The sequence below is a fragment of the Peribacillus simplex genome (assembly GCF_030123325.1).
GTDB lineage: Bacteria > Bacillota > Bacilli > Bacillales > DSM-1321 > Peribacillus > Peribacillus simplex_D.
In genome coordinates, this window is sequence record NZ_CP126106.1 from 4,520,151 (window position 1) to 4,537,198 (window position 17,048).

General features: G+C 42.4%; 17 protein-coding genes. 2 read left to right on the top strand and 15 right to left on the bottom strand.

Going from position 1 to position 17,048, the window contains the following annotated elements:
• Window positions 1-11: 11 nt before the first annotated feature.
• The 8 genes from QNH43_RS21465 to QNH43_RS21500 form a co-directional block, all read right to left on the bottom strand.
• Window positions 12-674 carry a 3-oxoacid CoA-transferase subunit B gene (locus QNH43_RS21465; protein ID WP_283915588.1) on the bottom strand — a complete coding sequence of 221 codons (663 nt, stop codon included), beginning with the start codon at window positions 672-674 and terminating at the stop codon, window positions 12-14.
• Window positions 659-1,357 (bottom strand): CoA transferase subunit A, encoded by a 699-nt coding sequence (locus QNH43_RS21470; RefSeq protein WP_283915589.1) that lies wholly within the window; start codon window positions 1,355-1,357, stop codon window positions 659-661. The genes QNH43_RS21465 and QNH43_RS21470 overlap by 16 nt, the downstream gene beginning before the upstream one ends.
• Before the next feature lie 10 nt (window positions 1,358-1,367).
• Window positions 1,368-2,735, bottom strand: a complete 1,368-nt coding sequence (locus QNH43_RS21475) for an aspartate aminotransferase family protein (protein WP_283915590.1) — start codon at window positions 2,733-2,735, stop codon at window positions 1,368-1,370.
• A 77-nt stretch (window positions 2,736-2,812) separates the two neighbouring features.
• A complete protein-coding gene (locus QNH43_RS21480) occupies window positions 2,813-3,043 on the bottom strand; it encodes a ferredoxin (protein ID WP_076364212.1) in 231 nt (76 codons plus the stop codon).
• Window positions 3,044-3,056: 13 nt separating this feature from the next.
• Complete coding sequence (gene ablB, locus QNH43_RS21485; protein ID WP_283915591.1) at window positions 3,057-3,920, bottom strand: putative beta-lysine N-acetyltransferase; 864 nt, start codon at window positions 3,918-3,920, stop codon at window positions 3,057-3,059.
• Window positions 3,921-3,985: 65 nt separating this feature from the next.
• Complete coding sequence (locus QNH43_RS21490; RefSeq protein ID WP_283915592.1) at window positions 3,986-4,252, bottom strand: YokU family protein; 267 nt, start codon at window positions 4,250-4,252, stop codon at window positions 3,986-3,988.
• 2 nt (window positions 4,253-4,254) lie between these two features.
• Complete coding sequence (ablA, locus tag QNH43_RS21495) at window positions 4,255-5,691, bottom strand: lysine 2,3-aminomutase (RefSeq protein ID WP_283918419.1); 1,437 nt, start codon at window positions 5,689-5,691, stop codon at window positions 4,255-4,257.
• 262 nt (window positions 5,692-5,953) lie between these two features.
• Window positions 5,954-7,435, bottom strand: a complete 1,482-nt coding sequence (locus QNH43_RS21500) for a sigma-54 interaction domain-containing protein (protein ID WP_283915593.1) — start codon at window positions 7,433-7,435, stop codon at window positions 5,954-5,956.
• A 171-nt stretch (window positions 7,436-7,606) separates the two neighbouring features.
• Between QNH43_RS21500 and QNH43_RS21505 the strand changes: the two genes are divergently transcribed.
• Window positions 7,607-8,119: a GNAT family N-acetyltransferase gene (locus QNH43_RS21505; protein WP_434060212.1), complete on the top strand. Its 513-nt coding sequence runs from the start codon at window positions 7,607-7,609 to the stop codon at window positions 8,117-8,119.
• A gap of 249 nt (window positions 8,120-8,368) precedes the next feature.
• Here the strand turns inward: QNH43_RS21505 and QNH43_RS21510 are convergent, their stop codons facing one another.
• Window positions 8,369-9,358 (bottom strand): LacI family DNA-binding transcriptional regulator, encoded by a 990-nt coding sequence (locus tag QNH43_RS21510; RefSeq protein ID WP_283915595.1) that lies wholly within the window; start codon window positions 9,356-9,358, stop codon window positions 8,369-8,371.
• Window positions 9,359-9,493: 135 nt separating this feature from the next.
• On the opposite strand from QNH43_RS21510, the gene QNH43_RS21515 reads away from it, so the two are divergent.
• The gene (locus QNH43_RS21515) at window positions 9,494-10,342 is read left to right on the top strand and encodes an HAD-IIB family hydrolase (protein ID WP_283915596.1); all 849 of its coding nucleotides are present in this window, start codon (window positions 9,494-9,496) and stop codon (window positions 10,340-10,342) included.
• 81 nt (window positions 10,343-10,423) lie between these two features.
• On the opposite strand, the gene QNH43_RS21520 is transcribed toward QNH43_RS21515, so the two are convergent.
• The 6 genes from QNH43_RS21520 to QNH43_RS21545 all read right to left on the bottom strand — a co-directional run bounded on the left by QNH43_RS21520 (window position 10,424) and on the right by QNH43_RS21545 (window position 17,029).
• The gene (locus QNH43_RS21520) at window positions 10,424-11,341 is read right to left on the bottom strand and encodes a peptidoglycan-binding protein (protein ID WP_283915597.1); all 918 of its coding nucleotides are present in this window, start codon (window positions 11,339-11,341) and stop codon (window positions 10,424-10,426) included.
• A gap of 404 nt (window positions 11,342-11,745) precedes the next feature.
• The gene (locus QNH43_RS21525; RefSeq protein WP_179085981.1) at window positions 11,746-12,393 is read right to left on the bottom strand and encodes a 3-oxoacid CoA-transferase subunit B; all 648 of its coding nucleotides are present in this window, start codon (window positions 12,391-12,393) and stop codon (window positions 11,746-11,748) included.
• 17 nt (window positions 12,394-12,410) lie between these two features.
• Window positions 12,411-13,106, bottom strand: coding sequence for a CoA transferase subunit A (locus QNH43_RS21530; protein WP_034309718.1), 696 nt, complete (start codon window positions 13,104-13,106; stop codon window positions 12,411-12,413).
• Between the two features lie 32 nt (window positions 13,107-13,138).
• Window positions 13,139-14,524 (bottom strand): GntP family permease, encoded by a 1,386-nt coding sequence (locus QNH43_RS21535; RefSeq protein WP_283915598.1) that lies wholly within the window; start codon window positions 14,522-14,524, stop codon window positions 13,139-13,141.
• Window positions 14,518-14,718, bottom strand: a complete 201-nt coding sequence (locus tag QNH43_RS21540; RefSeq protein WP_283915599.1) for a hypothetical protein — start codon at window positions 14,716-14,718, stop codon at window positions 14,518-14,520. Before QNH43_RS21540 ends, QNH43_RS21535 begins: the two co-directional genes overlap by 7 nt.
• Before the next feature lie 640 nt (window positions 14,719-15,358).
• A complete protein-coding gene (locus QNH43_RS21545; RefSeq protein ID WP_283915600.1) occupies window positions 15,359-17,029 on the bottom strand; it encodes a sigma-54 interaction domain-containing protein in 1,671 nt (556 codons plus the stop codon).
• Window positions 17,030-17,048: the final 19 nt, after the last annotated feature.

The following is a 17,048-nucleotide window of genomic DNA, read 5'->3' on the forward strand; positions in this document are numbered from 1 at the left end:
CCTCCTCTTACCTATTCAATGGTGTTGACAGCAGCATGGATTTTCAACGTTGCCTCCGTATTCCTTATCACATCATCCACGGTATATGGCGCCATGACTTCCTTCAGCACCAATCCCGCTTCTGTAACTTCCATGACAGCCATATCGGTAATGATTAAATCCACACTCTGCCTTGCCGTCAATGGAAGCGTACATGACTTCAATATCTTCGATTCACCCTGCTTATTCACGTGATTCATCAGGACGATCACCTTTTTGGCCTTCTGGGCAAGCTCCATTGCCCCGCCCATACCCGGCACCCGTTTTCCTGGGACGATCCAATTCGCCAAATCCCCTTTTTCACTGACTTCCAGGGCTCCAAGGATGGTGATGTCGATATATCCTTTCCTGATCATTCCAAAGGCGGTTGCACTATCAAAATAGGAAGCTCCCATTACAGTCGTAATCGGGAACCCTCCCGCATTACAAAGGGCAGGGTCCTCTTGCCCGGGATCAGGACTTGGCCCTGTACCGAGAACTCCGTTTTCCGCATGGAACAGCACATGGATTTCTTGAGGTATATGGTCGGCCACCAAGGTAGGGATGCCGATGCCTAAATTGACGATCAATCCGTCATGGATTTCCTTGGCGGCGCGTTTCGCAATCCGATTTCGTACATCTACTGCCATGCCCATTTCCAATTCACCCCTTTTGTCGGAATCACCATATCTACATAAATGCCTGGTGTGGCAATACATTCCGGATCCAATTCGCCTACAGGGACGATTTCCTCCACTTCCGCAATCGTGAAGGTTCCAGCCATCGCTACCAGCGGATTGAAGTTACATGCAGTCTTGTCGTACACTAAATTCCCCAGCGAATCTGCCTTTTTGGCATGGACGATGCTGACTTCAGCCGTCAAAGCGGTTTCCACCAAATATTCTTTTCCTTCTATTACCATCTTGTCCTTGCCCTCTTCAGCTATCGTACCAATCCCGACATCGACAAAAATCCCGCCTAAGCCTACACCGCCAGCACGAATCCGTTCGGCTAATGTCCCTTGCGGTGAAAATTCCACTTGCAGCTTTCCTTCCGTCATGAGCCTGCCGGCATTAGGATTGGAACCGATATGCGATGCGATCACTTTCTTTGCCCTTTCAGCAGTCACAAGGCGGCCAATGCCGATGTCAGGGAATCCAGTATCATTGCCAATCAAGGTCAATTCCTTGACGCCCTTGGCAAGGATACCCTGTACGAGTGTCGGAGGAGTCCCCACCCCGCCAAATCCGCCGTACATGAGTGTGCATCCATCGGAAATATGCTCCAATGCTTCTTCCATGGTCACAATTTTGTTTTTCTTCGTAATGGCCTGCTTCATAGCGTTCCTCCTAAATAGCCTGCATGTCCTCAATCAAACCTTCCGTATGCAATTCTTGCTGCAATTCTTCAAGGGAAGCTTCCAGTATCTTGACGAGGGTATCGATTTCTTCATTAGTAATGATTAATGGCGGAGATATGATGACCGCGTCGCCAGCGATTCCTTCAATCGCACCTGCAGCAGGATAGATCAACAGCCCCTTGGCAAAAGCCTTATTGACAAGCCTTGTAGTCAGGCCGATTTGCAAGTCGAATGGCTTTTTTGAAATCCGATTGGAAACAAACTCAAGCCCAAGTAGCAGCCCTTTCCCTCTTACATCACCAATGATGTCGAATTTCTCAGCCAATCCTTCCAGCCTCTTAAACAGATATTGACCTTTCTCTTCCGCTGCCTGAACCAGTCCATTTCGCTCAATGTAAGAAAGCACTTCCAATGAAACGGCTGCAGATAGTGGGTTTGCACTATATGTGTGTCCAGCCATGATTGATTTCGAACCTTTTAAAATAGGCTCCATGACACGGTCACTAATCATCGTGGCTGCGATTGGAGTATAGCCGGCACTCATTCCTTTACCCAATGCGATGATATCCGGGGTGACTCCCCAGTGTTCCATTGCGAACATTTTTCCTGTCCTGCCGATTCCCGTCATTACTTCATCGGCGATAAAGAGAATGTCATAGGTTTCGCAGATTTCCTTAATCCTTTGATAGTAGCCATCCGGCGGTGTTACAGCACCAGCCGATGCCCCGATTATCGGTTCTGCTATGAAGGCTGCGATATTCTCGGAGCCGATCCTCTGAATAGCCGTCTCCAGTTCATCTGCACACTTAAGCTTGCATCCGGAAGTTTCATTATTATGAGGACAGCGATAGCAGTAGGGAGCAGATATGCTAGGGAAATCCTCCAATAGCGGCACAAACCGTTTTCTTCTTGGTACATGGCCTGACATCGATAAAGCGCCCATCGTGATTCCGTGATAACTCGTCCACCGGGATACGATGCGATTTTTTCGCTCAAACCCTTTTTCTTGCCAATGTTGTATCGCGATCTTCATGGCCGTTTCGGTCGCTTCCGATCCACTATTCACAAAAAACGACCAATTCAAATCCCCTGGAGCCAACTCACTTAGCTTTTTTGCCAATGCCTCTGCGGCTCCACTCGTAAAATGAGACCTATATGCAAAAGAAACTTTGCGGGCCTGCTCCGTCATTGCCTCGACAACATCCAATACACCATGACCTATACTTGCTGTGACCGCTCCTGATGAGCCGTCTATATACTGTTTTCCATCTGTATCATAAAGATAAATTCCATTCCCATGAGAGATAGTGGGATAGTGATGATCTAAAGTAGGCTTAATCAAATGATTCCGTTCCATTTCATCTCTCCTTTTTTTACGTACGTACCCATTGCTCATTATCTATTAATCAATTAAGTTCTTAAAAGAAACCGATTCTACCAACTAAAAGGTTCATCCTGAATCAGGATGGATTCGGTAGGGCAGCCTTCCATAGCATCTTGCATGTCATCATGCAGGATCTCAGGAACTTCGGCAATCCCCTGATTATCGTCCAAAATGACGAAAGCGATCCCTTGATCGTCATAGTCATAAATCTCAGGACCTGTTGCACCGCATGCCCCGCACGCAATACAGGTTTCTTTATCAACCCATGTGTATTTAGCCATAGAAACAATCCTCCTACTTGACGGATAAATCTTTACCCCAGATATTCATGTCCTCATACTTATCCCAAATATTGCAATTCTTCGTTAATCTGCCTCCATATTCATATCCCAGCTGATGGAAGACTGCGTTCATGCCCATTGACAATGATCGCGCTAATGAATAGGAGCAATAAATGTTTTTCCTGAACAATTCTTGTTCCAATGCGGAGATGAGCACCTTCATGAAACCATGCTTTCGATGTTGGGGAATCGTTGCACAGTCCGTTAATTCAGCATTGTGATACATCACATTCACTTCAGCGGATGCAGCACTCACGATGGTTCCTTCATATTCAATAACACTAAAGATCGTGCCTTCCTCCATCACTTTCTTGATATATCGCTCATCATTCATCGGTGTAGGATAGGTTTCAAAAATGGCTCCATATAACTTCGCCAGCTCTTCTGCATCTTCAACCGTAGCAAACCGGAGGATATAATCCTCAGGTACTCGCTGAGATTCCATCACCCTAGGAATCCTGCTTACATCTTGGATGACTTTATCTTCCTTGACCCAAAAGTCGCTCGTTCGCCTTTCATCCGTTAAATAGAATGCCATGCAATAGGCATCATTCCCTTTGAAATACTTGCTCAATATGCCTTCCAGCATGAATCCTTGACCCAATGCCTCTGATAAATCTTCATTCCTGGCTTTAAGTATCACTTTAGTGAAGCTCTGCTCCTTTGCGATGGCAAGGGCCCGATCGATCGCTTTTTTGATATTTCCCCGATAATCATCCATGCGTAAGCGCTGATTGGCATGATCATGATAGAGTTCCATCGTATAACAATCCCCAGTCTCCACTTGGGTGAAAAAAGGCAGCTTTTGAACAGGCATTACGTACCCCCCTTATTTAAAGAATTCGGGAGAAGAGATGCATATCATCCGCTTCTCCCGGCATTCTATTTCCAATTGAATAGTTTTTTGATAGGTGCCTGAAGAAGCTGATCATACGTAAACTCATCAGGATATTCACTCACATCATATATAGATAAGGCTTCATCCACCTTTTGATTCATCGAATCGGACACATAGATTCCACACTCAGGACAGTTCACGGCTGGAACTTGAAGGACTTTTATTGAGCGTTTCCCGTCAGGCATGATCCAGTAACAATCCTTCTTCTCACTTTCTTCCACGTTCGGGGCGTTGCACCACAAGCAATCCATCTTCATTCCTCCTTGCCTTCAGATTTAACCGAGCCACTAACGGCCATGGCTTTCTTTTTTTCTTGGGCTAGCCTTAATTTTTCCTTCATTTCATCCCGTTTATCACGGCGATCCTTCAAGGAAGCATGTTCATCAGTGCTTTCATACGCTTTTCTCTTGTCAAGACGGCGAAGGCCCTCTGGCACCAAATTGAATTTCTCGTCCGTCATGAGAGCTGAAATCCCGACGGCTTCTTTCCTATCCGCAGTGCCATACACTTCATCAAAGTATGCATCCGCACTGCCGGCAACATAATTCTTCGGCTCCGGATAGCTTGTGATAACTCCTTCAAAGTTCCGTAAAACGACTTTATCCGGACTTTGCGAAAGAAGGTAATTCGGAGTCAGGGCAATCTTTCCGCCTCCGCCAGGAGCATCCACCACAAAGGTCGGCACTGCATACCCTGATGTATGGCCGCGCAGCGCTTCAATGATTTCCAGTCCTTTTGAAACCGGCGCCCGGAAATGGCCAATCCCTTCAGATAGATCACATTGATAAATGTAATAAGGTCTTACCCTTGCTTTTACACAGTCATGCATAAGCTTTTTCATGATATGTACACTATCGTTGATTCCAGCCAGGATGACTGCCTGATTACCAAGCGGCACGCCTGCCATCGACAGCATATCACATGCTTTTTTCGCTTCATCCGTCAGTTCAAGTGAATGATTGAAATGCGTATTCAACCAAACCGGATGATATTTTTTCAGAATATTGCATAAGTTATCTGTAATCCTCTGCGGGAAAACGACCGGTGCACGTGTGCCGATCCGAATGATTTCCACATGCGGAATGGCACGTAAGTTACTCAATACATATTCAAGGATTTTATCATTGATCAACAGGCCGTCTCCGCCAGAGATCAGTACGTCCCTCACTTCCGGAGTGTTCCGGATATATTCAATCGCCCCGTCAAGCTGCTTCTTGGGAACACCCATGCCAACCTGACCTGAAAAACGGCGTCGTGTACAATATCTGCAGTACATGGAGCATTGGTTCGTTACAAGGAATAGAACGCGATCCGGGTAACGATGCGTCAATCCTGGAACAGGGGAGTCCTCATCCTCATGCAGCGGATCCTCCAAATCATATCTAGTCTTGTTCATTTCTGCCGAAAGCGGTACCGACTGTAAACGAATCGGACAGCGAGGATCATCGGGATTCATCAATGAAGCATAATAAGGCGTAATGTTCAACGGAATCGTTTGAGTCGAAATCCGGACTCCTTCCTCTTCTTCAGGTGTCAGGTTGACGACCTTTTTCAGATCATCCAGTGTTTTAATCGTGTTTGTCAATTGCCAGAGCCAATCATTCCACTGCTCTTCCGTTACATCCTTCCACAGTTCGATATCATTATAATGCCTGCGTCCACCTAGGTATTCTTTATGTTTTACATCCATTCCCATCAAATTCATTAATAATGCCCCCTTTATTATAAGAACTTATATATATACTCTCGCAAGAATGATGCCAACATGAATAACAAGGAAAACATAAGCAAAAGGAGGAAAACCGAGCTTAAAATCGCAAGAAATTTTTCAATACGCATGATTTTTTGCAGCCAGATTCTTTGCACCAAGCAAAAAATCAAAAAAAGAGGGTCCCTTTAAAAAAGAGCCCTCTTCAAGTTACACATGATCAAGAAAGTGAAAAAACCTGCATTCACTTTGATTCCTTCGATCCTGCCGTATATACTTTTTCAATGCCGTACTTGTTTAACTTATATTGCAGCCCCTGTCTTTTAATATTGAGGGCTTCTGCCGTTTTGCTGATATTCCCGTTATATTTCTCGAACATATTGATGATCATTTCCCTTTCCATTTCTTCAAGAACGACAGGTAAATCAATCTTGTTTTTCAATGGGGAAGGATGGCTCTGCGCATTTGCCGCAGCATAATTTCCTGAAGGGAAAAGATAAGCAGGAAGATGGTGTTCATCAATCATATCTTCCCCTGCGTCCATGACGTTAAAGGTCAACTCGATGGCATGTCCCAGTTCACGAATGTTCCCTGGCCATTGATATTGAAGAAGCCGCTGCATCGCCTTTTGACTGATTCCGCGCACTTCGGTAAAAAATGATTTGTTGAACTTTTGAATAAAGTGATTGACGATTTCCGGAATATCCGTTTTACGCTCCAAAAGAGAAGGCATTTGGACCGTCACGACATTCAGGCGGAAAAATAAATCCGAGCGGATGATTCCCCGCTCCAACGCCTCTTCTGGAGATATGTTCATCGCAGCGATGATCTTCACATTAACCTTCTGCTCCTTCGAACCGCCAACACGGCGCACCTCACCTTCCTGAAGCACTCGCAGCAATTTTGCCTGCAGACCGAGGTCGAGGCTATTCAGCTCATCAAGGAAAAGAGTTCCGCCATTTGCCTGTTCAAAAATGCCCATGCGATCCATCGCTCCGGTAAAAGCCCCTTTCGTCGTGCCGAACAGCAGCCCCTCCATCAATTCCTTTGGAACAGCTGCACAGTTCTGCGCGATGAAAGGCTGATTTCGCTGAGCACTTACATTATGTATACTTTGCGCGACCAGTTCCTTCCCTGTCCCGGTTGGCCCATAAATCATGACTGGGGAATGTGTACGGGCCGCTTTTTTCGCCAATGAAATCGCTTGCTGAAAAGCAGGGCTATTACCAATCAAATCGCTAAAATGATAGGTCGCCGTCCCTTCAGAGAACTTACTTTTCTTATGTGTCTCGGCCAGCTGGGAACGCAAATCGACAATTTGGTCGTACATATTCATGACCTTCGTAATATCCTTTGCGATTTCCACTGCCCCAATAATTTCACCATCCTCATACAAAGGATACGTACTATTGATAGACGTTATTTTTTTCTCCTTTAAATTGACATATGTTTGAATGGACTCAATCGTTTCATTGCCTTTTTCCAACGCTACATGCAGCGTACTGGATTCATCAGTCAATGAAGGATAAAGCTGAAAAATATTCTCCCCCAGCACCTGTTCACGATCAAGGCCGTCGATATGTGCCATCATTTCATTGTAAAAAACCGTATCCCCATCTTTATTCACAATATGGACACCCACATTGATCACATTCAATATCCATTCAAATTGAGTGGAAAACTGATTTACTGAAGATTTCATTTCTTCATCTCCGTTCTCTGCCATTTGATAGAATCACCTGTAAATTATAGCATTTAATGGGAAACATTCATCTCTTTATTCTTATTAAAATCAAACTTCAACACAAAAGCAATAGAATAATAAGGTCATATGAAGGAATCTCGCATTAAGTCAAGAAGATTATAAAAGAAAATATAAAAATTAGAGGTGAGTCGGATTTCAGAACGAAGCAAAGAAACGAAAATAGAAATTAAACCGTGGGAAGATAAAGACCTGGAATTACTGTTTCAACTAAATGCCCCAGAAATGATGGAACATCTTGGCGGACCAGAAAATAATGAACAAATCCTGAAACGCCATCAACGGTATCTGCAGATTGGGGAGAAGGGATGCATGTTTAGCATCAACACGTTTCCAGAGGCAGAGGCAGCCGGTTCCGTTGGCTACTGGCAAAAAGTGTGGAACGATGAATCTGTGTATGAAATCGGTTGGAGCGTCCTTCCTTCCTTTCAAGGAAAAGGAGTCGCCTCTCATGCCGTGAAGGCACTGATAGAGAAAATCAAAGCCGAACGAAAATACAATAGCATTCATGCATTCCCTTCGATCAATAATCCTGCATCAAACGCAATTTGCCGCAAGCTCAAATTCAACCTCATCTCCGAATGTGAATTCGAATACCCGCCGGGGAGCTTCATGCAATGCAATGATTGGTGCTTGGAACTTGAATGAATTCTTTAGATGAATAGCGGATTTGTGGAGGCAGGATTATTCCGGGGTAAGTCGAATTATGACGGGTTTAGGTGAATTATTTCCCGGGAAAGTCGAATTATTCCCGGGGGGCGGACGGCTCGCATCCTATCCGCCATCATTCATATAACTGGAACTCCTGAACTCCGCACCATTTAAATTACTTTAGCGCTTTTATTTTGTATACAAGGATAATGAACCTGAATAGGAAGTTTTATATCTTTATGAAGGTTAGGTCGATTCTCTGATTTTAAGTTTGGTAGGCAATTTAATAATGTCTCGCTTTAATTCCAAATCATTTTTTAAATATTTTATCATTTCTATTACAGTGCGTTGTCCTAGTTCCATAATCGGTATATCGATTGTGGTTATGGTGGGGGTCGTAACTTGGCAAATAGATTGATTATCATAACCAACTATAGCTAGGCATTCCGGTATTTTATAGCCCAACGTAGTTGCCTTTTTAATAATGCCTGCTGCGACCTGATCATTTCCAGTAAATAAGGCAGTAGGTTTTTCTTTTAATTTTAATATTTCATCACAAATACGGAACCCATCTTCAATATTAAATCCATGTCCAAATATCCAATCTTCATTATGTAGTAAATTATTATCCGCTAACGCTTTTATAAATCCCTCTTTTCTTTGACCCTGTGCCTGACTATAAGAAGTATCGTAGCAAAAACCTATCTTCCTATGGCCTTTTTTTATTAAATGATTAACCGCTTTGTATGTCGCTTCGAATTCATCATAACCAATAATTGGTATGGAGGCGGAATGATGGTATTCATTACACAGTAAAATTGGGCCGTATTTCAAATAAGGCTTTATTACATTCCATTCATTTTCTAACGCTCCTAAAATAACCCCATCTACTTCTCTATTCTTTAATTTCCCCATAACATCTAATTCATTTTTCGAATTATAAAAGGTTTGATAAATAAGAACTTTATAATCATTTTCCAATGCTGCTAGAGATACTCCTTTAACCAATTGAGCAAAGAATGGATGGTCGAATCTTGGTACTGATATTGCAATGGTTTTGGTTTTATTCGTCCTGAAATTCCGAGCAAGTGAACTTGGTGCATAATCAAGCTCTTCCATGACCTTTAAGATTTGTTCCCTTTTTTCTTTTGATACATATGGGTGATTATTTAAGACTCTAGATATCGTTGTTTTAGAGACATTACATATCTTGGCTATCTCGCTAATTCTCGTCATTTAATCCCATCCTTGTAATAAGTGGTTGACATGTTATCGATTTCAGAAGTTATTATAAAACCGTTCCTAATATATTAACAAAATTTTTCTGAGTTGTATTTTTAAAAAGTTATTGAAGCTAATGGAGGGATTGTTATGTTATTGAATAAAAAGGGCGGGTTTCAGTTATTGCCAAATGTTGAAGACCCAAAATACATTGTATTCTGTGATTTTGATGAAACCTATTATCCTCACTCCATGAATCACGAGAGACAGAAAGATTTATTTGAACTTGAAAATTACTTAGAGGCAAAGAGTAATGATGAAGAACTTGTCTTTGGCTGGGTCACTGGGAGTAGTATCGAATCAATATTACATAAAATGGAACAAGGTAGGTTCAGATTTTTCCCCCATTTTATTGCCAGTGACTTAGGTACCGAAATCACCTATTTCTCAGAAAATAATTTTTTGGTAAATGATCCAGATTGGCATTCACGGATTAATATCGAAGAATTTAATAAAAGGAAAGTCGATGAAATTTATAATGTTCTACATAACGGCAATATACAATTGATTCCTCAGACTCAAATGGGAAGTTCACGCTATAAAAAAAATTATTATTATCAAATACAGCATGAATCCGTCGACAAGAAGAACTTAGCCACCATCCAGAGGGTGGCCAAAGAGTACGGGATAGGGGTAAATATCAATCGTTGCAATCCCCTTGCCGGCGATCCTGAAGATAGTTATGATATAGACTTTATTCCATTAGGTACTGGAAAAAATGAGATTGTACGTTTTATGCTAGACAAATACGGGCTAAGTCTGGAGCATGCCTTTGCATTCGGGGATAGCGGCAATGATCTGCTCATGTTAAAAAGTGTTAAACATGGTTACCTGGTAGGGAATGCAACTCAAGAAGCGAAGGAAGCTCATACTAAAATAGCGACAGGTACGTACTCTAAAGGAATATTAAGAACTTTGCAATCCATCATTACTATTTAAGGGGAAGTATAAATAATGAGGAAAAGGTAGTTGGTGCGCTCTTGCCACAGCTATTCTTTCTGCAAACGTATGGTTTTTCTATCAAGCAAGCAATTCATTCCATGTTTCTTGACCTGCAAGCTTATCAGCGGAAATCTTGCTTGCCTTTTGGTATTGAAATAATGCCGCTTCGGTTTGTCCCCCGAAATCTCCGTCAAGTGGCCCGGGATTAAATCCTTCCATATATAGCGCTGCTTGCAGGATCCATGTGATATTGCCAGCAGCTCCTTTTTTTAAGGTGACGGTTGCTGTCTTGGTTTTAGGTCCCCATTTTCCATCGACAATTAGTTTTTTATTGTATTGCTTATTCAGCTCCGTTTGTAAACCTTTGATTAGGGCCGATCGAGTTTTTGGACCATAAAACCCATCAGCCTCAATATTCGTTTTATATCGGCTATTTAACGTTTTTTGTATCGAAATGATATGACCATCTCCTTTGCCGGTCTTCGGCATTTCCATTTTTTCTAGTTTGATGGTAAGGTGAGGTTCTTTTCCTGCTTGTAACTGTGTAAAAGATAACCCGCCTGTCATCTCCAAGTGGGGATAATCCTTGAATGAACTCCAATCCCCGCCCCATTTAAATCCTAAACCCTTACCTATGGCAGCCACGCGCTGCCACTTTGAATCAACTGTCCATACTGCCACCTTGCCATCATCACTCACAATGAAGAAATCAATGGCCAGTCCATAATTATGATAAGATTGCCCTGGTTTAGCGTTCGTCACAATAGGTTTAGCTAGATTGCTATAGTTTTTTCCATTGTAGCTGTAAACTCGTCCTTGACCATAAAGCGCAGCTTGTTCTTCCAAAGAGCGATGGCCTGCACTTATCAGTACAGTGATTCTTTCAGTATAAGCACGTTCCACCATTTCCAATGCTGATGCCTTCACCACAGGATTCATCCCTTTGCCCATCTTTTTCAATGATCGATCCAATAATGTTCGTAATGCTACCGTCAATGTAATCCCTCCTTTTAAATTCCCATCAGGCTTTATATAAGCCTTTTTAATGGAAAAGTAGCATGGTTGGAAAAGTTTGTTCTCATTTATTAGAGAATGGAAGTAATATGTTATTTAACAAACGTTCCAGCTGATTTCAGAAATCCGCTCCCTTTCCGCCGACTGCCTGCCAAGCCTCATCAAAGCAAGCGTCTGTGTCTAGCCAGATATTCGGCGGGAGTGTCGCGAATTTCCAGTTTTTTTTGAATATATCATCTTTCCAAGATTGATAAATGAGGGTGAAAAAGCCTGTTGTTCCTTCACATTAGAAAGGGAATTTACCCAAAAAAATTAGACTACTTCCATTCGCAAACGGGCGAACGGAAGTAGTCTATTAATGAATTTTTTTATTAATCTCTTTAAACTTACGCCCTAATTTCAATAGAGGGGCTTATTGTAAAGTCTGCCTCTGTTTTACTTTTCACTTCATCAAGTGTTATGCCATTTTGCAATTCAATCAATTCCATTCCAGCTTCTGTAAATTGAAAAACAGCCAGTTCGGTAATCAGGCAATGGACGACCTTTTCCCCCGTCAATGGCAATGTACAGCTCTTTTTCACTTTGGATTCCCCATGCTTGTTCACATGGTCCATAATGACAACAATTCGTTTTGCGCCTTGGACGAGATCCATCGCACCTCCCATTCCTTTTACCATCTTCCCTGGAATCATCCAGTTTGCCAAGTCCCCATTCTCGGAAACTTCCATCCCGCCTAAAATGGCCAGGTCGATATGGCCGCCGCGAATCATCGCGAATGATTCAGCGCTATCAAAAAATGATGCCCCTGATTTTGCCGTTACTGTTTCTTTTCCTGCATTAATCAAATCCGGATCGACTTCATCCTTTTTTGGATACGGCCCGATTCCCAGTAAGCCATTTTCCGATTGAAGCATGACATTAAAGTCATTTGGAATCATGTTGGCAATCAAGGTCGGCATTCCAATCCCTAAATTTACACACATACCATCTTGGATTTCTTTAACGGCCCGTTCTAAAATTAGTTGTCTCGTCATTCGAATACTCCTCCTTTTTATGCGTTAGCAGTTGTAAGTCTTTCAATTCGTTTTTCATAGTCATTTCCTACAAGCACTTTCTGTACATAAACCCCTGAAGTATGAATTTCATCTGGATCGAGTTCTCCTGTGCCCACAAGCTCCTCCACTTCGACAAGCGTGACTTTCCCTGCTGTGGCAACGACAGGGTTAAAATTCCTTGCCGTTTTCCGATATACAAGATTACCGAAATGATCTGCTTTCCAGGCTTTTACAAAGGCAAAATCTCCGACTATTCCTTTTTCCATAATGTATGTGCGGCCATCAAACTCTTTATGTTCTTTACCTTTCGCGACTTCCGTCCCTACTCCTGTAGCTGTATAAAAGGCAGGAATTCCCGCTCCGCCCGCTCTTAAACGCTCGGCCAGCGTTCCTTGGGGAACTAGTTCGACCTCCAGCTCGCCACTTAAAAATTGCTGTTCAAATAACTTATTTTCCCCTACATAAGAAGCGATCATTTTTTTGATTTGCTTATTTTCAAGCAAAAGACCTAGACCCCAATCGTCGACTCCACAATTGTTGCTGACAATCGTCAAATCCTTTACACCTTTGTTACGCAAAGCAATGATCAGTTTTTCTGGTATTCCGCTTAATCCGAATCCGCCAACGATAATGGTTGCCCCATCCTCGATTTGTTGAATAGCGCTATCAAAAGATGTTAATAATTTACTCATTTTCCATCATCTCCATTCTTAATACTATTCTATTAAATAAACAGTGAAGTTGCAAAAGCTATGATGAACACGGTCACTGTTTTCAAAACCGTAATCGCAAAGATATCCTTGTAAGATTGACGATGTGTTAGTCCAGTAATGGCAAGCAAGGTGATGACGGCACCATTATGCGGCAGCGTATCCATTCCGCCAGATGCCATGGATGCAATTCGATGAAGCATTTCCGGGGTGATTCCGACACTTTGGGCCACCTGCAAATAGTGATTTCCCATTACTTCTAACGCAATCGAAAGTCCACCTGACGCGGATCCGGTAATCCCTGCCAGCACATTGACGGCGATAGCTTCGGATACGAGTGGATTGCCGCTTGCATTGAACACCCAGTTTTGAATGACCGAGAATCCAGGCAGCGTTTTCACCACATTCCCAAAACCAACTTCAGATGCAGTATTGAATATGGCAAGCAATGATCCCATTGCCGCAGCCGTTAATCCACTGGCCAATTTGACCTTGATACGTCCAACATTCAGAAGCATCGCTGCAATAATGCCGATTGACAATGCAACAATCAAAGACCAGGATGAAGTGACTGTGCTTACATCGGCAATGTTGAAAGTTTCCTTCAACATCGATGCATCATACCAGTGCTTAACCGAAATGGCACTCCGGCTGAAAGCAAAATTAAACGCTACGACAAGGATGAGCGGTACGATGGACAGCCAAAAATTAGGCAGGTTTTGCTGTTCTGCACTTTCTGGTTCATTAATATGTCCTTCCCCGTAGCCTTCACCATTTGCCAACGCTTGTTTACGGCGACGCTCCAACCAGAGCATTCCCCCAGTGAATACCATGATCGCGCCAATAATCCCCATTATTGGAGCCGCATAGGTATCAGTTCCGAAATAATTCGTTGGAATGATATTTTGAATCTGAGGTGTTCCAGGAAGGGCATCCATCGTATAAGTGAAGGCGCCTAATGCTATCGTTCCTGGCAATAATCTTTTTGGAATGTCTGCTTCTTTAAAAATTGCCGCTGCAAATGGATAAACGGCGAATGCCACTACAAACAATGAAACCCCGCCATATGTCAGCGCCGAACACGCCAGCACCACGGCAAGAATAGCTTGCTTTGAGCCTAGTGACTTTACGATGGTCTTGGCAATGGATGCTGCTGCACCGCTCATTTCCATGACTTTTCCAAATACGGCTCCTAATAAGAATATCGGAAAAAACGCTTTAATATAGTTAGCCGCAAACGTCATATATGTCTCTGTATAACTCGGCAGCAAATGTCCACCGGATAAAATGACCGCCAATAAAGTAACGATCGGCGCTATGATAATGACCGGATAGCCCCGGTAGGCTAAAAAGATTAAAAGTCCCAGCGCCACAACGATGGCTAAAATTTGAATCACCAACTCAATTCCCCCTTTTCTCCCCTTGCCCCAAAGTAATTTCGGAAGCCCTTAAGCAGAACTAGTAATCTCCTAAATTCCATATTTTCAATTTTTCCGCTTTTGCCATCCAGGCCTGCCTTCCCCAAGTCAGGCTGAATGATCTTCCTAAGTGGTTTCCATTTTTTGAGAACGCTTTCAACAATCTGTTGAATCACGAAATCCCCTTTCATTTTACGTGGAAACACAATATAAAATGACAGATAGGCCATTCACCAAAGTAATTATGCAATTATTGTGCCAACTTAAGTTCAATGAAAAATCACATCTTTTAAAGCCTTTTCCAACATTTTATTTCCCTTTTTATAAATAAAATCCCTTAAAACTGTCAAGGTTTCAGTACACATAAGTATAAACTTCAAAAAAGTGTAAGCCTTTTCTTACACCATTTATATTTCCTTTCATTTTTTGTACGGATTTTCTAACACACTCAAATATTTGCTGGGGAAAAATTCTTGGGAGGTGGTTAATAAGTATAAAAAAAGTGCCCTTGGGCTAAAGGGCACTTCAGACTGTATACATACTCAATGAAAATCGAGTTGGTCTATAGTTTTTTTACGGTTCGTACAATTTGATCGTTGATTTCCTCTCCAGGCACTCGCTTTCCACTCCAATCAACTTTGTTTTAAAAGATAGAGCTACTTTTGTCTGCAAACTAGATAATCATTGTTTGCCAACAGTTTTTTTGTGAGTTTGTACAATTTGATCGCTGATTTCCTCTTCAGGCACTCGCTTTCCACCAAATCTACTATTTTTAAAATTTAGAAAGTACCCTTCGCAAAAGGACAATTTCTACAGTCATAAACCATATTTATTCATTTTTTCATACAGTGTTGTTCGGCTCACTCCGAGTCTCTTTGCCGTTTCCGATTTATTACCAGAAGTCATTTCCAAACATGAAACGATTGCAGCCCGTTCGGTTTCGTCCATTACTTCAGCTAAAGTGCGGATCGATATGGATTCTTTATGACCCGTTATTTCTTTAGGGAGATGCTTGGAACGTATCATTTCCCCTTCTTCAACAATATTCATTGCTCGTTCAATGATATTCTCCAACTCACGGATATTACCTGGCCATTTATAAAGTCGCAACAGCCGTAAAGCTTGTTCACTCATCCCCGTTAAGCGTTTTTTCATGAGGTTCTGGTACTTTTCAACAAAATGATTTACCAGTATTTCAATGTCTTCCGGTCGCTCTCTTAAGGAAGGAACCTGGATTTGCAAGACCTTCAATCGGTAATACATATCAAGTCGGAATTCCCCTTTCGAGACCATTTCCTCCAGATTACGGTTCGTTGCAGCGATTACCCGTACATCAATCGGAATGCTTCCCGTCGAACCGACCCTCTCGATCTCTTTTTCTTGTAAAACACGGAGCAGCTTAACCTGCATATGCAATGGCAGCTCACCGATTTCATCGAGAAAAATCGTTCCGCCTTCAGCCGCTTCGAACTTACCTGCTTTTCCGCCTTTTTTTGCACCAGTGAAAGAACCCTCTTCATAGCCAAATAGCTCAGACTCCAGCAGCTCTGCCGGGATGGCGGCACAGTTCACTTTGACAAAGACACCCATGGCCCTTCTGCTTTCACTATGAATGGAATGAGCAAACAGCTCCTTACCTGTTCCGCTTTCGCCCAAAATCAACACATTCGAGTCGCTTTTAGCGGCAATTTTGGCTTGACCTTTCACTTCCATGAAAGCAGGACTTCTTCCCATCAAATGATCAAACGTATATGAGGCTTTATTTCTCTCGCGAAAATCGCCTTTGTACTTTTTCAGCTCTACTTCAAGTGAATTTATCCGCTTGGAAAGAGCGGTAAATTGCCCGACATTCTTAAAAAGAATCTTACCGACCGCCCCTATTAATTTTCCTTGCTTCCTTATCGGGGAGCGGGTCGCAATTATATAATTATCTTTAATTTTTTGTAATTCAGCGACCTCTTGCTTGCCAGTTTTGGCGACCACATGCATACGGGTGTTTTCAATGACCTCCGTTACATGTTTCCCTATGGAGCTTTCCTGATCGACGCCAAGAAAGTCCGCATAAGCGTGGCTCAGCATTTGGACATACCCTTCCGTATCGACCATCACCAAGCCGTCATAGGCAAATTCGATAATATCCTTAAACAGAAGTTCTTCATGATTATCGATATTAAGAAAATCACTTTTATTATTTGTAAATAATAGGAGATAAATCTGATACTCCTCATCACCCAGTTCAATGTTGGTTTTTCTGACGATTCCATTATTATCATTCAAACGGATCGGAGTATTTACAGCTGGTACAAGATTTTTTTCAATAATCAAATTTATCTGCAGATCAAATTCATTCTCAGCAAAAGCCTCGGATAATACGCGATTGCAGAGAACGATTTCTGTTTCGTTTTTCGTTACCAAAACACCAAAAGGCAATTCTTCCAATATCGCTTTCACTAATTCCAATTGAATAGTTTTATTATCGCTGGCCATTCCTATTCTCCTTAACCCG